This is a genomic window from Granulicella mallensis MP5ACTX8, from assembly GCF_000178955.2.
GTDB lineage: Bacteria > Acidobacteriota > Terriglobia > Terriglobales > Acidobacteriaceae > Granulicella > Granulicella mallensis.
Genome location: NC_016631.1, coordinates 4779698 through 4794665 on the forward strand (window position 1 = coordinate 4779698; position 14968 = coordinate 4794665).

Here is a 14968-nt window from a genome sequence, read left to right on the forward strand (position 1 = left end):
TTTCGCAGGTAGGTTGCGCGGTTAGCTATCGGGCCAAATCGCGATTCGGCGTCGCAATCGAAATAGCCTCCTCATGCTCCCCGCGCGACCTTGCTTTGCAACCGCATCGGCTGTTTTTTCCAGTACGTCAGCGATCGCCACACCCACTCCAAAGGGCCGAACTCAAAATATCTTAGCCATATCGAGCTCCAGATCAGGTTGACCGCCCAGACCGCTGCAACAACATAGAAGAGTTGATAGAACTCCAGCCTTTCGTAGAGCTTGTATGGACCCCACACAAATACAAATTGGCACAGGATACTCGTGAAGATATAGTTGCTCAGGGCAGTTTGCCCCACTGCCGCTACTCGCTTCATGAGTGAGGGCCAGAACCCGCTCTTCACGAGCATGAGTAGCAACGCGGCAGTTGCCAACGCGCCGGGCACTCGAACCAGTTCATATGGAAGAAACAGCCACTTGTCCGAGGTAATCAGGTCAAAGCCGCTCTCACAGGCCTTCCACGCTCCCATAGCAGCCGCGGGCAGTGAGATAAGGAACCCCGCCAGCGCAACCGATGCATAGGTCTTGTATGGCAATCTGCCGGATAGAAAACCATTCCTGGCCAGCCCCATCCCGATCAGCATCATGCCCAGCACGTCGCCAAATCCCAGGGTGTAATAAATCACACTCTGAAACGTGCTTGCATCAGAGGCGTGATGCATCTGTGCTCCGACATATCCTGAACGAGTCAGGTTCAGGTCTGACTCGATGGCCTGTGCGTCGGGCTTCCAGGCAGCCAAGCGGCCTTCCCATGCCTTTTGGTCGCCGATCTGAGCCGCTGTCAGCGCCTTGCCTGACTGCTGAGTAGCCGCGGCGGCGGCGGCCTTGCTGCTCAGGCCAAAATCCTGCAGTGCCACGCCCCCCGAGAAGGGAGACAAGGAACTCACTAGAACCACAAGCGTGCCCGCTGTCAGCAGCGTCCTGGCTTTTAGCTTTCGGCAGGGGTACAGGAAGAGCAGTGCAGTCATCCCGTACCACACGAGAATATCTCCGAACCAGATGAGATATGCGTGCAGCAGGCCGATCGCAATCAGCCACATATTGCGCCGCAAGAAGATGTCCGCCACCCTTTCACCTTCTCCCCGCTCTTCGGCCCGGCTAGTCAGTAGAACGACCCCGGCCCCGAAGAGCATAGAGAACAGTGCTCTCATCTTGCCCTCACCCAAAATCCATCGCACAATCCATACCCAGGCATTGAGGTGTGCGTGCGGGCCGGTGAATGCCGGATGAAGCGTTCCCAATGGAACAAATTGAGTCCATATCGGCAGTCCAAATCCATTTATGTTCATGAGAAGGATGCCCATCAACGCAAAGCCGCGCAGTATATCCATGCTGCTGATGCGCTCCTGTTGGCCTAGCGGCTTCAGGAGATGAGGAGGCCCTGCCAACTCTTCCTCTACGGTGGTTGAGACAACGGGTTTTCTGATTGCGGAAGCTACAACGTGTGCCAAACATGACTCCAGGACAGTTCAGTTGAGAAATAACGTGAGTGATGTGAGGTTCATGCCTAAGGAGGCACTCTATACTGCAGTGCCTGGTTGTTAGGCCGAGCCCCAGAAGGAAAACTATGCGAGCGCACCGCGTGCTGATGTTCGCGGGGATTCGCACTGCGGAGAAATTAGCAGGGTGGCAGGCTCGACACTCTCGTCTTGACGAGTCTCGAGTGAGTATTCCCAGGGGTTCGAGCTCTGATCTCTAGAAAATAAGGAACGATTTCTGGTTTCCACTGGCACCCGGCAAACGTATGTTGCTCCAGGTAAAACACGTGCCTCGGATAAATATTCTTGCGATACGATGTTTTTTTATTTCGTTGGAGAATACCGTCCACCGGTGTGCCGCTGGCGCGAGCATATCGGCGATGGAGCCCGCTCAAGGCGAAAGCCGTACCTCCATACCATTTGCTGACTGAGAAGGATTGGAGAAAGCCAACGACAAACGTTGCAAGATGCTGGTGTGTCATGGGAAACCGTCGCCAGGGTTCCGCCTCATTTGATGACGTTTGCTACAAGTGCATCTTTACCACCAGGACCAGGTCGACTGCTGAGGTCGCAAGCACGAGGGCACCCAGGAGGCATCTCTCCCGCTGGCGATTGAAGGTCAATCTAACCAGTGCCCTGAGGCGTGGGTCTCTTGAGGCAAAGATTACTGAAGTATCCAAGCCCGTCGGGTGGGAGGGCATAGCTTGCCCCTGCCTGGCAGGAGCAACGCCCGGGGTGGGAAGGACGGGCAAAAAATGGCGCCTGCTGGTTCGCAGGCGCCATCGAAGGCAAGGGGCGAAGGCTAGGCAGCCTTCGCCTTTTTCACGTCTTTTGGCTGGGCTTTGACCATACCCTTCTTTGCGACCTGCATCTTCTCCTTGGCGGCGAACTCCTGTTTCACCTTGAGGGCGATGGCGTCGGTGTTCACCTTGTAGACCACCGCAGCGTCCCGCAGGACAGTCGCGCTGTTGCCACGGGCGGCGGCGAGGAGGATGGTCAACTCGATTACGACGCTACCCAGCTTGCTCTCCTCGACTTGACGCAGGTATACGGTAAAGAGTTTGGCGATGGACTCGTTTGCTTTTGTTGATTTGATACCATGTTGCCGGGCGAGAGCGGTGATATGGTTGTCGCTCAACATCCCCGTCAGACGCTCTGTCACGAACAACAGATCGCGTTTCATCATCCGAACAGGCACAGCCGCCGCGATAGCGGCAAGCGTCCTGACACCGATGCTGTAGCTGATGGCTTGCTCGCGCCGCTCTTTCTCTTGCTGCACTTTATAAGAAGTATCGACGTTCGCCTGTTGTTTCTTCGGGTGATGAATGGGACAAGCGGGATTGGCGCATACCTTTTGAACCTGGCCCTTTCCCTCGCCATCCGCGATGATCGCCTCAGTAGTGAACTTGCAGGTTTTGAACTGAGGCCGTTGCGCCTGTTCCTTGTCTTTCGGCTTCTCGGACACAATGGCAACGTACTTGCCACGCGGCACAACGGCACTCCCCTCCTGCGGCTTCGTGTAGCCCGTGCTGATCTGCACCAGCTTGGGCCTAGCCGCGATGGCACTGGCTACATGCGCATCTAGCTTCGCCCGATAGCAGTTCGGGTCTGAGCAAGCGTCCTCTTTACTCAGATCGGAGAAAAGGAGCTTGTTGTGCCCTGTCCGTTTGGGGCAGTCCACACAACTCCCGGCGATGGCAACAAGATGCGCGTCCTTCTTATCGAACGGAGCGTCCTTGAGGACGAGCAGGATGTTCTGCTCAACCCACGTTTGTAGATTGCGAACGGGGAGAAGAAGGCGCTTCGCCTTGCGGTCGCTCGATGCACTCCAATCCTCGCGGAAGCAAGCCTTCAGGGCTCCCTCTTGTTTATCGAGCGGCAACTTCGCCAGCAGCAGCGCATGGCCAAGGCCGATCTCCTCGCGGTAAAACTCGTCTATGACTACCTCGGCCAGTTCGGTCAGCTTCAAACGCATGGCGACGTAAGCCGGTGGTTTGCCGATCTTGGCCGCAATCTGCTCGATGCTGTACTTGTGTTCCTCCAGATCGAGAAGCCCTTTGAAGCTATTGGCCTCTTCGAGAGGATGCACGTCCCGGCGCTGGAGATTTTCGACAAGCTGGGCCTCCATGACCTGCGCGTCTGTCATCTCCCGGATTTCGACGGGAACAGATTCTTTCCCGGCGATCTGCGCGGCGCGGAAGCGCTGCGCCCCGAAGACGATTTCATAGCGTTGGTTCTTAGGCCGCACGAGCAAGGATGCGAGAACGCCCTGCGAATCAATGCTGCTGGCAAGCTCTTTCAGAAACGCTTCGTCGAAGACGCGGCGCGGGTTGGTAGGTGACTCGGAGAGTATAGCGATGGGAAGCTCACGCGGTACGTTGTTGACGATAGCGGTGTTCATGATGACGTGCTCCTTTCGAGCGGTTGCACTGCATGATGGTTGTGGAGCGGACGCGCTTTCCTGCCTCCGCTCCGGTGGGCGGGGAACTTGGGCTAACCACGCATGTGCTCGTGCGGGTCGAAGGCCTCGGAGAAACCTTGCAAGCGAAGGTTGTTGTCCCACTGCCTTGCCAGTCGCTCGTGTTGCATATGCACATCGGAAAGGTGGATGTAGTCACCGTCGTAGATGTATCGGCTCCATTGCTCTATGCCCGCATAGTCGTTCCGGTAATAGAAGGGGTTCAGCTGTGGCCAGTCTGCTAATCCAAGCTCGAAACACATCTCCGGTTTGCATAGTGCGTCGCCATATTGCGCGACAGACAATGCGGGCAAACCGCACGGGCCAGACTCGTCCATAGCGTCGATGACGAGAGGAGCATAGGGCGGGTTTTCAATCTTGAGATAAAGGCCGTGGTTCCAACCTCCGGCCTGTTTGAGGATTGCGAGAATGGTCTGCATTAGGCCACCTGCGCCAGTTCTGCATCGTGCATGGCCGCCTGTTCTTCAGTTGGCGGCTGCAATGCGGCAAGGATGATGGCGGAGGTCTGTTGAATCACTTCCAAGCTCTCGGCCAGCAAGGAAGCGTTACCGTGGTACAGGTGGATGTAATCGGCGGACGAGGTTCCGGTATCCAGACCAACGGCCTTGCCGACAACAAAGGCAATGGCCTCGGCCTCGGTCTCACGCACAACCTTTGTGGTTGTGGTCCGGCGTTCGGCCTTATGCAACAACTCGTGCGCCACTTCATGCACGAGGGTCGCGAACTCCTCGGCCTTCGACTGACCCGGCAGGATGTCGATGCGGCCGCCATAGCTCGTGCCGAGCGCGGGACGAATGTTCTCGGTGAAAACGAGTTCAATTCCCTGCCGCTCGATGAAGGAGAGAAGACGATCCCGGTTCTCGCCCGCATCGCCACTCATCTCACGCAGAGCGGGAAGCTCCGCGCCTTCGGTCTGAGAGACATCGAAGACATAGGCATTGCGAAAGCCGACAAGAACGCGGGTGTTCTGGCGGGTAATGTCCTTTTCCGCTTCCTCGTCCTTCTTGCGCTTGATGCCGATGATGGGAGCCAGAATGCGGATGCCCTTCTCTCCCTTCTTCACCTTGCGGCCTAACTGGTTCCACGCATACAGCCCGGCCACGCGGGTTGCGGTAGGTCGCTGCCATGCGATCTCCAAGACATTGCCAAAGCTGTAGTTATGAAAACGACTCATGGCGTTGAGGTAGGCAGTGAGCGCGTCGCTATGCCCTGCCTCAAGCTGTTCAATCAAACACTTCACGTTGGCAGCGATAGCCTCTTTCAGACCCTTGGGGCGCTCGGTCTTGTGCGCCAACGGTGTGGGGTTTGGGGTCGACGGATGGACGGGGCTGGATGTGGCGATTGCGGTGTTCATGGTTGTCTTCTCCTTAGGGTTGTGGCGCAGTGGCTTAGGCAAGGCGCGAATAATGTTTCGCGCGGTGCCAGTCGAGTACGGGGGTGATGTGGGTTGTGGTGAGGTCTTCCAGCCCATCGCTGAGAAGTTCCACAGGGACATGCCCGAGAACCTCTCCCCAGGTGGGGCAGGAGACGGTGACCGTATCGCCGCAAAAGCCCAATTGCGCGAGGTCTACGGTGTCCTCGCCCAGAAGGTGTTCGCCCATATACACGTTGGCGAAACGCCGCCATGTAAAAGGGTTCGGTGTCTCCGGTGGGTTGGTTTGTGTTGGTCGCATATTGCCTCCCGCTTTTGCGTTTGCACGTCCGCGTTGAAACGCGGCATGTACATGCCGAACGCCCCCTGGCGAAGGCGGGGGTAGCAAGCGTCAAGGGGAGGGGCATCTCCCACCCTTGCAGTGCAGGCGCAGCCGGAACGGAAAGGGCGCAGCGCAGCGGAGGTCTGCACAAGCGAAGCGCGGAAGATTGGGGAGACCCCTTGACGCGCGCGGGGGGCGGAGCCCCTGAGCGTACTTAGCACTTCCGTTACAAAACAGACCGGAGACATGGTTTACAGCGAAGCGCGACGGCTATGGAAACTCGGTATTTGGGCACACACGACGATGTTGTATGCCCTGGAAAGAGAGTCGTATCTTGGATCAACGTCTACAGTTTCTGTCGAGTTACCGAAAGGAAGAGATGACGGTAGCGGACCTGTGTCGCGCGTATGGGATCTCGCGTCCAACGGCCTACCGCTGGATCAATCGCTATAACGAGACTGGGCCGGAAGGGCTCGTAGATCGCAGCCGACGCCCGCACACCTGTTCGCACGCGACACTCGAGCCGCTGGAGAACGCTATCCTCGTCCTTCGTGCGAAGCATCCGTCCTGGGGCGCGCGCAAACTCAAGGCAAGGCTGGAAATGCTCCAGCCAGACGTGGTGTGGCCTGCAGCTAGCACTTTCGGTAACATCTTGAGCCGCGCGGGCTTGACCAGTCCGCAGAGGAAGAGAAAACGCACGACGCCATGCTCTGAGCCGTTCTCTCTGGTCACGGGTCCAAATCAGCTATGGTGCATGGATTTCAAGGGTTACTTCGCCACCGGCGACGGTAAGCGCTGCGATCCGTTCACCATCACGGACGCACATAGCCGTTACTTGATTCGTTGCCAGATCGTCTCGCGGATGGACCTCAGCCAAGTCCGAGCAATCTGCGAAGCAGCCATGCGAGAGTATGGGATGCCAGCATGGATCAGGACCGACAACGGCGCACCGTTTGCGGGCACGGGGCTACTGGGGCTGTCAAAGCTCTCGCTCGGATGGATGAAGCTTGGGATCGTGCACGAACGCATTCAAGCAGGTCGACCGCAACAAAATGGCCGCCACGAGCGGATGCATCGCACGCTAAAGGAGGACACGACGAACCCACCTGCGTCATCCCTTCGTGCACAGCAGAGCCGCTTCGATAACTTTCGCTACGTGTTCAATAACGAGCGCCCGCACGAGGGCCTAAACAACCAGGTTCCAGCAAGTCTCTACATCCCCAGCTCGATCCGACTGCCGCGGAAGTTGCCAGAGTTCACGTACCCGAAGGGTCTTCTGCTGCGGCGAGTCAACAATAGCGGCGACATCAGCTGGCACAAGAACAGAGTCTTCATCAGCGAAGTATTCCGCTTCGAAGAGTTGGGAGTCGAGTTGATCACACCGGGGTTTTACAAAGTCTTCTTTCGAGAGATGGAGATTGGAGAATTCAATTCCGAAGAGCTTCGCTTCAGAGCTGCACGAAGAGTGGTCTGAACCCATCGATGAGTGCATTGACCTGCTGGTAACGATCTGAGAATAGTAGCTGCCGAAATCGTGACTTTGTAGGCGATTTGTGGAGGGCGGAGGGTCCGATCTAAATCAAACTGATCGATAGCTGAGGCCCCGCCCGCTGCTGTTGTACAGTGGACATACAGATTCGCAGTCGCACCTCAGCTTTGCGAGGCAAGCATGCAGAACAGTAAACAGAAACGGGAGCCTGCCTGGCGCGACCTTGGTCTCTGGGCGCGTCACGCGGCATTCAATGCTTCCCAGGGGACAGGCAAGCGCATCGCCGGATGGATCGTACTGGCCGTGTATGCAGCGTTTGTCTTTGGCCTCCCACCACTGATCTGGTTCACGTGGCATGAGTGGGACTTCTGCCGCGTCGCGCATATCTTCAGCTGCATCATGCCGCTCTACTGGATCTACCTCGCTGTGAAGGCCAGGCAACGCCACGAGGACGGTGAGCCTCTGCTAGAGCCATCCGACGAGGAGATCGCCTCTGCCTCTGAGGGCTTCCGAGCCTGGCGCATCCGCCTGTACGAGCGCCCAGCTCGCGCGAAGATGGTGGACATCGCGTTTCGTCTGGCTGTCCTCGGCGTTCTCGCATTGATCTTCCGCGCCCGCATCGGCGGCAACGGCTACTTCTGGCTGCTCTGCGCCGAACTTGCCTTCCGCGCCCTGCTTATGATCAAACGCCCCGCCCGCTTCGCCCGCCCTACCGTGATCGAACCAGCCTGAAGTAGCGGGCCAGTTTGACTTGGTTTAAATGGGATGAGCTTTAGCTCGGAAGGTGCATCCCTGTTTGCCGCGATTGATGAGCAGCTCGGGTTGAAGTTGGTGCCAACGAACAGGCCGGGAAAGTGCTGGTCATCGACGATATTGAGCATCCGTCGGAGAACTAGCTTTTTTCGACCCTCACGCAATACGGGGTTATAGGTAACTACGGCAGGAGCTTGTCATCGTGCTCGATTTCCCGACTTATCCGACCGTTGCCGCCGAATCGCCAATGCACTCAATCACAAGCTACGAATACCGATGAGCATCAAAGGCGGGCGTGGTGCATTGCACTGGGTGGCGGCCTAACGGTTTATGGAGCTCTCGAGCGTGAAAAGCAGGCCATGGAAATGGCAGAGTATGGAAAGCATGGATGCCGGCTTTCCACCCTTCCCACACTCTTTGGAAATCCCTTTGGGATTTCCACATTTCCACGGCCTCGACGACCGGATATATGTCTTCTTATGCCCTCAAGCCGAACCATCGCCACCGCAAGGGGCTTGTAACGGATGTCTCAGGTCCACAGCGTAACGCATGTCCCGGTACACTCACCCCTAGGAAGGCTTGGTTTCCTTCGGCGCGTGCGTAGCACGCCGGTCTTATCGGGGAGGGCGTTGCGGGCAGGAACGGCCCGCTGAGATGGGAGCGGAAGACGCACAAGCGGCTAGAGCGCGGGAAGAGACATCTTCCCGTCAACACGTTCATCCTGTTGGAATTGTTGGTCAGATACCCACCGGGAATTTACCCAAGAGCATTGATCGCTGATTCATTTCCCAGCATGAAAGTCTCTGATGAAGAGGAGGTGCAGAGTGCGGTTTGGGATCTTACTTGGTTGCAGATTCCGGGGCGGGAAGGCACACTGGCTAGAAGGCAAGCAGCCACATTGCTTGCCGCGGGCCCAGGTTAGCGATCGAAGTGGTGGTTCCCAGATGACATGTTCGATCAACCAAGACAGTCATTCGTGATCCACCGAACGGCATGTGACACTCGGCTCCTTACTTCAGCGATGTCGCAGCTCCCGATGTTGAGTTCTTTTGAGAGAAGCCCTTCGCTGTGTATCGACCTGTTCCCCGTAACGAGATCTCTGACGCGGTCGTGCATCTCCGTGAACTGCACCGACAGTTCACGCCGTCGAATGATCGCGAACGCTATGCCTTCGAACGACGTGAACTCATCACGAAGAACCTGCTATCAAACCTGCGTCGGACGGGAGATCATCCGACGCTGAGCCTGCTGCTCGAGATTGCGGATATCTTCTCTTTGACGATCGAAGGCGCCCACCGGCTCTTTGGATACGATCTGGGTGGGATTCGAGAGTACGAACTGCGATTGAACGGCAGTCGAACCCATATCGTTGAGTCGTATGCGTTTGAGCGTGATCTTCTCGTGGATCTGCCTTTGGAACTGGCTTCCTCAGAGGCGTACACATCGGATGCAACGCTTGGGGAACTCGTACGAAGTTGGCAGCGCGACATCCCCATGCGCGCACTGAAGGGACCGGCATGGCGACGTCCAGGAACCTTCTATGTGCATGTCGGCACGGAGGACAGCCTCGGATCGAGCCTGCCCCCAGGAGCCATGGCTCTTGTCGAGCCCATCGAGGAGGCAGAAGCGCGCCAACCCAATCCTCGATCCATCTACCTGCTTCAATTCACGAACGGATATCGATTCTCCCCGCTTCGTTGTGTGCATGGCTACCTCACATCGACTGGCCAGTAAGTGAACCAATCCAGCCTGCACCCCATCCGAGTACGCCTGCACCGAACAGCGCACCGAATAAGCCTGGAATTGCCTCTTGAAAACGACCGCTCATCATCCGGATTCCGGCGAAGATCATGCCGCCGAAACAGATGACAGCGCCAGCATAGATGGCGAACGTTTTGAAGGTTCCCATAAGGGTCTGCGCCCCGGAGAAATCCATCGTTCCTTGCGCATGGGCGACGCCTGAGAGCGCAAGCACAAACAGAGCGGGCGTTACCGCGCGCGCTGCACAACGGAGGTTTTGTTTGGAAAAGAGTTGTGCCAATCGCTTGGCAAGATAGGCTGAATTGCTTGGGATAACGACGCGGTAGCTACGGGACATCGGCTCCTCCATCGACTGGTCTCAGTCGGGAATATGCCGTGATGATTAGGCTCGCGTATCACTCGCGTCCAATACATATTATTTATCGGGCGATAGCTCTGAAGTATCACCTCGTTCTATCTCACGCTGATGCTTCAACTTCTGACCCAGGAGTGTCATCTGAATCGGACCATCTGTCGCACGTCGCGAAGGACGCTTTCCCTTAGCGACGTACGCTTGTACCGGTGTCGATTGATCGTTCGTTACCATCTTTACCATCTCTTTGCCATTCTGAGAGAGGTGCTTCATGAGTCGCTTTACCAGGATTGGAACAGTCTTCGGATGACGTACTTTGTGATAGATCAAGGCCGTATCCACAGTCCAATCCACGCCGGCAATGGGGCGGGTCGTCAACTCTTCATCAAGAGTTGTTCCCTCCCGAATCAGCGCCAAGCCATGTCCCCCTTTTACCAGTGTCTGAATTTCGGAAGGATGCGACGCGCACGAGTAATCCTCGAGCTGCACACCAGCGTCTCTAAGGAGCTCCTGCAGCCGTTCGTGGGCATCGGGGTGCCGTTGCGGGTGATACAGAACTGCAAGATTGCCCTGCAACTCAGTCGCCTGTAAAGAAGCTTTCGCGGCGAGCGGATCGTCTCGCCGCAGGCAGACGACGAGACGATCTCGCCGCAATTCTTCGATGTGTAGATCCGGATGACATAAGGGCAACGTCACAAAGGCGGCATCGACAGTTCCCGAAATAATTTCTTCCGCCAGGTGTGCCGTGTCTCCGTGCGTTGGCCGCACTGGGCATATGGGGAGAATCTCTTTGTGGAGATCGCAGAAGGTGCGAAACAATCCCTGTTCAACCAGGGGAGTACATCCGAATCGAACGGAACGTATCTCACCACGCTCGATCGCTATGAGTGCATCGATCACTTCATCGCGTGTTTCGAGCAAGAGCCGGGCTAAGACCTTGAAGGCAACTCCAGTGTCCGTGGGCCGAATACGTCCGCCCTTCATCTTGCGAAAGAGACGAACCGAAGCGTTTTCCTGGAACTGTCGGGCCTGAACGCTGAGATTGGGTTGCGCGGTACGCAACTCCTCCGCAGCAGCTCGGAACCCCTGTTTCTCGAGGATCGTCAGCAAATATCTGAAATGGCGAAGCTCGGCCCATTCATACATAGCGCACTGCTCGACAAGAAGGAGCGCGCTCGGCCCGACTTCAAACGAGCAAATGACCGCATTCCCCACCTGTGGAAAGTCTGTCAATCTCGGTCCTGGTTATCAACAGAAAAGTCTATTTTGGCCATAATTACGCCTCGCGGCCAGATGCTTACTTTCGACTAAGCCATTTCGAGGTGATAGGCGAAACGTATCACCCGATAAATGGAAAGTATTGGACAGTCCTTTTCTATCGAGAGAAGCTAGGCATATTTCCCGGTATCGGAAGATGCCGCTAATTCGTGCCCGGAGATGGCGAATGGAATGTGCTGAGTTCAGAGCCGGGCAATTGTTTTATCACCCCGTGTCCGAATGGCACGGACGCAACGAGGAGGAGATTGATGTTTGCGTCACATGCAATCAGCTCTCAAGGCTCTAGCCTGCTGGAAATGGAAATATTAGACTCAAATGAGCTGGCGTTGCGGCTCAAGGTCAAAGAATCCTGGGTCATCGAACAGAGCAAGCGGTCGCGAACATCCGACCCAATTCCGGTCTTCCGGCTTGGGAAACATCGACGCTACCGTTGGGGCTCTCCCGAGATGAATGACTGGCTGGCCCGTCGCGTCGGCGGCACAACAACATCACGCAAGACCTGGTCCTAACGAATTCCCCCAAAAGGAGAGTTTTGATGGCCCAGCAAGGAAGTTTGTACCAAGACCACGGCAGCTGGTTCGTTCGCTATTGGGAGACCGTCGAGAACGAGGACGGTACCCCTTCGCGAAAGAATCCTGCTCATCGTTTAGCGAGCGTGAAGGATTTTCCGAAGAAGTCGGACGTTATTCCGCTCAAGAATCAATTCATGGATCGCCTGAACAGAATCGGGTTCGATCCCGGATCGGGAGTTACACTCGTGGATTTCGTGGTCAACACGTTTCTGCCGGCATGCGAGAGGCGGCTCACTGGGGCCGGGCTCAAGTGCTATCGAGATACGTGGAATTGCCATTTGAAATCGCGAGCTGGAGGCTTACGGCTTCGGGATGTTCGTCCAATGCATATCCAAAACATCCTCAACTCAATTGAAGATGAACATGGGACGAAGCTCGCACACGGAACGTACAAGACGATGAAGGTGACGCTCAGCGCCATCTTCACGGAAGCTCGAAACCTGGGCGTGTATGACGGTGCGAACCCGACGACAGGGGTCAGGATCCCCAAGGGGAAGAAGCACGGCCGCAAGCGCCTTGCTTACAGCCTGGACGAGATCCTGACGCATCTGGGGCTCTTTACGAGCGATCCCATCATCGTTCCCCAACCGCTACCGCGCAAACGCAAGACAACCCGTATCACTCGCAGGAGAACGGGGATCAAGGCGGAGGTTTATGTCGCCGGAATCAGCGCAAATCAAATGCGCGCGATTATCGGGGTTACCGCCTTTGCAGCGCTTCGCAAGGGAGAAATTAGGGGATTGTGGTGGGACGACGATCGCGGCGAGATGCTAGCCATCTGCCGGAGCGTTTGGAACACGACGCTAAAGAGCACTAAAACTGATGAGGATGTGGATGAACCTGGGTTGGTACCGGTCATTCGCCCTCTCCGCCTGTTGCTCGATGCGATCCGACCGGAGACAGCGGCGGGATTCATGTTCCCCAACCGTTGCGGCGGAGCGCTCGATCTGGATAACATTGCCGACCGCATACTCAAACCAGTATTTGAAGCGAACGGCATGCAGTGGAAGGGTTGGCAGGCGTATCGTCGCGGGCTCGCAACCAACCTCAAGGAGCTGGGTGTGGAAGACACCACGATCCAATGCATCCTGAGGCACGAGGACGTGAGTACGACACAGCGCTTCTACATCAAAACTGTGCCACGAGTGGCGCAGGAGGCGATGCGTGTATTGGAAGAAAAAATAGCCTGTACAGCAGTTGTACAGCAGACAGCGGTTAACTGAAGGCTAAGTCTTTGAAAAGATGGAGCCGACGAGCGGACTTGAACCGCTGACCTGCTGATTACGAATCAGCTGCTCTACCAACTGAGCTACGTCGGCCTGCTCCAGATGCAGGGTACTTCACAGACGCTCATCGTGCGCTTTGCGTCTGGCCTGCTCCTCAGTCATTCTATCGGCAAACTACGCAGACGCAAAATCGCCCTCGCTTTTCGTCGTCCTCCTGAGCCTGCAGCTCAGGAGGACGACGAAAAACTACTGCATCGGGACAAACTTCCCGGCACACGGATCAACCTGCTCCACAGCCTTCTCCCCATCACCAACCAGCTTCACTGTCGGGTTCGCGCTCTCCCGCAAGGGAATGTTCGTCCCAGGCGAGCGAACAGTCAGGTCGTCGTAAAACAGATGTACTTGGCTGGGCTTGATGCCCTTGATCGTGACGTTCTGCAGCATCACCTGCGTCCGATGCTCGTCGTTCAGTCCCGCAATCAACACATCCCCCGGCGTCTCCGAGTAGATGTCCTGGAGCGTAATCCCCTTGTAATCCGGAATCTTATCGCCGGTATACTTCGGGTCCTCAAACGGCTCGACGGTCTGGTTGGTGTAATAGGGCGAGATCGCAATCGGAATCGGCACGTCCTTCATGCAGACGCCCTTGTAGATCAGATCGTGGGCCGGACCACCGCGTTTCACATTGCTCTTGATGCGAATCCCGCTCGAGGTATGGTCTTCCACCAGGTCATGCACCACCAGGTAGCTCTGTCCCAGTACCGTCTCCGAACCGATCGACATCCCGTGCCCGCTATAGAAGTGATCGTGAATAACACTCATATGCGACACGCCCTGCTTGATCGCGATGTTGTCGTCCCCGTTGTCGATCCAGCTGTAGGCAACCGTAATGTTCTGCGATGTCCCCGGATCGATGCCGTCTGTGTTGCGTGCGTCCAGAGACTTGTCGGTGGGCGTCTGCAGATGCACTCCCCAGGCCGTGAACCCGTTCGTATTGTTCACCCCGACATGGAAGTTCGGCGAGTTGTTCAGATGCACGCGATACAACACCAGGCCGTCGGCATGATTCGCCTGGATGAGCCGTGGGTTGAAGTAGAGATCGTCCGTGGGCTGCGCCTTGCGCGCCATCTGCCACCACGAGTAGTCCTTGCCGAGGATCTTTGCATAGCCTCGGCCGTCGATCGTGCCATCGCCCATGATGCCGACATTCTTGGCATCGTTGATCGTGATCAGAGGCCGGCATCCGCCGCGCCGCGCCGCCGCAGTCGCCGCCAGTTGCACGGGAAAGGCTGCGGGACGAGGCATGGAGGTCCCACACTTGATAGGATCGCCAGGCTTCGCGTCCGGATTGGGCGTCTCGTAGACCTTCGGGTCGCGCGAACCGTAGAGAGTCACATCCTTGTCGATCAGCAGGGTTACGCCTTCGCGCATCTCCAGCGGACCCGTGAGGAAGTATCCAGAGGCTGCTGTCCCACGAAGCAGCTCGACCGCCATTCCCGGCTTGCAACCGTCGATGGCCTTCTGGATGCGCTCAGTGTCCAGCTTCTCCTCATCCTGCTCTCGCAGAGCACCCTTCAGATGAGGCTCCAGCTTCACACAGGCTGACGGAATCTTCGGCTCGACCACCTGCCGGGTATCCTGTGCCCCCGCTACTGCTCCCATCGTCAACATCAGGCCGCAAGCCACGGTCCACGGACGCAGAACTGCTCTATCCCGCTGAAACATCAAAACCCTCCATAAAGATTGCCCACAAACACTAGCACAAACCTGTCTGACAAGTGAACAACCTGAATAGCAGTTCGAACCAGCCATGCAGCTACGAGCTCCCAAATCTTTAACGCAGAGGG

The 14968-nt window shown here is 56.7% G+C and carries 13 protein-coding genes and 1 tRNA gene; 5 read left to right on the forward strand and 9 right to left on the reverse strand.

Features of this window, described 5'->3' with window-relative positions; translation table 11 throughout:
• Positions 1–71: 71 nt before the first annotated feature.
• The 5 genes from ACIX8_RS18655 to ACIX8_RS18675 all read right to left on the reverse strand — a co-directional run bounded on the left by ACIX8_RS18655 (position 72) and on the right by ACIX8_RS18675 (position 5669).
• Positions 72–1370, reverse strand: coding sequence for a DUF418 domain-containing protein (locus tag ACIX8_RS18655; RefSeq protein ID WP_150110668.1), 1299 nt, complete (start codon positions 1368–1370; stop codon positions 72–74).
• A gap of 949 nt (positions 1371–2319) precedes the next feature.
• On the reverse strand, positions 2320–3918 hold the full coding sequence (locus ACIX8_RS18660) for a ParB/RepB/Spo0J family partition protein (RefSeq protein WP_014266937.1): 1599 nt from the start codon (positions 3916–3918) through the stop codon (positions 2320–2322).
• A 92-nt stretch (positions 3919–4010) separates the two neighbouring features.
• Positions 4011–4415, reverse strand: a complete 405-nt coding sequence (locus ACIX8_RS18665) for a DUF6908 domain-containing protein (protein WP_014266938.1) — start codon at positions 4413–4415, stop codon at positions 4011–4013.
• Positions 4415–5350 (reverse strand): ArdC family protein, encoded by a 936-nt coding sequence (locus ACIX8_RS18670; protein WP_014266939.1) that lies wholly within the window; start codon positions 5348–5350, stop codon positions 4415–4417. Before ACIX8_RS18670 ends, ACIX8_RS18665 begins: the two co-directional genes overlap by 1 nt.
• A 34-nt stretch (positions 5351–5384) precedes the next feature.
• Positions 5385–5669 (reverse strand): hypothetical protein, encoded by a 285-nt coding sequence (locus tag ACIX8_RS18675; RefSeq protein WP_014266940.1) that lies wholly within the window; start codon positions 5667–5669, stop codon positions 5385–5387.
• A 331-nt stretch (positions 5670–6000) separates the two neighbouring features.
• Between ACIX8_RS18675 and ACIX8_RS18680 the strand changes: the two genes are divergently transcribed.
• The 3 genes from ACIX8_RS18680 to ACIX8_RS18690 all read left to right on the forward strand — a co-directional run bounded on the left by ACIX8_RS18680 (position 6001) and on the right by ACIX8_RS18690 (position 9666).
• Complete coding sequence (locus tag ACIX8_RS18680; RefSeq protein WP_014266941.1) at positions 6001–7164, forward strand: IS481 family transposase; 1164 nt, start codon at positions 6001–6003, stop codon at positions 7162–7164.
• Between the two features lie 195 nt (positions 7165–7359).
• Positions 7360–7911 carry a hypothetical protein gene (locus tag ACIX8_RS18685; RefSeq protein ID WP_014266942.1) on the forward strand — a complete coding sequence of 184 codons (552 nt, stop codon included), beginning with the start codon at positions 7360–7362 and terminating at the stop codon, positions 7909–7911.
• A gap of 1089 nt (positions 7912–9000) precedes the next feature.
• Positions 9001–9666 carry a hypothetical protein gene (locus ACIX8_RS18690; protein WP_014266943.1) on the forward strand — a complete coding sequence of 222 codons (666 nt, stop codon included), beginning with the start codon at positions 9001–9003 and terminating at the stop codon, positions 9664–9666.
• Here the strand turns inward: ACIX8_RS18690 and ACIX8_RS18695 are convergent.
• Both ACIX8_RS18695 and ACIX8_RS18700 read right to left on the reverse strand, forming a co-directional pair.
• Positions 9647–10030: a hypothetical protein gene (locus ACIX8_RS18695; RefSeq protein WP_014266944.1), complete on the reverse strand. Its 384-nt coding sequence runs from the start codon at positions 10028–10030 to the stop codon at positions 9647–9649. The two genes, ACIX8_RS18690 and ACIX8_RS18695, sit on opposite strands and share 20 nt — an antisense overlap.
• 78 nt (positions 10031–10108) lie before the next feature.
• Entirely contained in the window at positions 10109–11191 is a 1083-nt protein-coding gene (locus ACIX8_RS18700) for a LysR family transcriptional regulator (RefSeq protein ID WP_083836777.1), read from the reverse strand.
• 380 nt (positions 11192–11571) lie between these two features.
• Between ACIX8_RS18700 and ACIX8_RS18705 the strand changes: the two genes are divergently transcribed.
• Both ACIX8_RS18705 and ACIX8_RS18710 read left to right on the forward strand, forming a co-directional pair.
• Positions 11572–11832 carry a hypothetical protein gene (locus tag ACIX8_RS18705; protein ID WP_014266946.1) on the forward strand — a complete coding sequence of 87 codons (261 nt, stop codon included), beginning with the start codon at positions 11572–11574 and terminating at the stop codon, positions 11830–11832.
• Positions 11833–12218: 386 nt separating this feature from the next.
• Positions 12219–13118, forward strand: a complete 900-nt coding sequence (locus tag ACIX8_RS18710) for a site-specific integrase (RefSeq protein WP_190273700.1) — start codon at positions 12219–12221, stop codon at positions 13116–13118.
• 20 nt (positions 13119–13138) lie between these two features.
• Here ACIX8_RS18710 and ACIX8_RS18715 read toward each other — a convergent pair.
• Together ACIX8_RS18715 and ACIX8_RS18720 are read right to left on the reverse strand one after the other, a co-directional pair.
• Positions 13139–13214 (reverse strand) — tRNA-Thr (locus ACIX8_RS18715).
• Between the two features lie 153 nt (positions 13215–13367).
• A complete protein-coding gene (locus ACIX8_RS18720; RefSeq protein ID WP_014266948.1) occupies positions 13368–14846 on the reverse strand; it encodes a glycoside hydrolase family 28 protein in 1479 nt (492 codons plus the stop codon).
• Between the last annotated feature and the right edge of the window lie 122 nt (positions 14847–14968).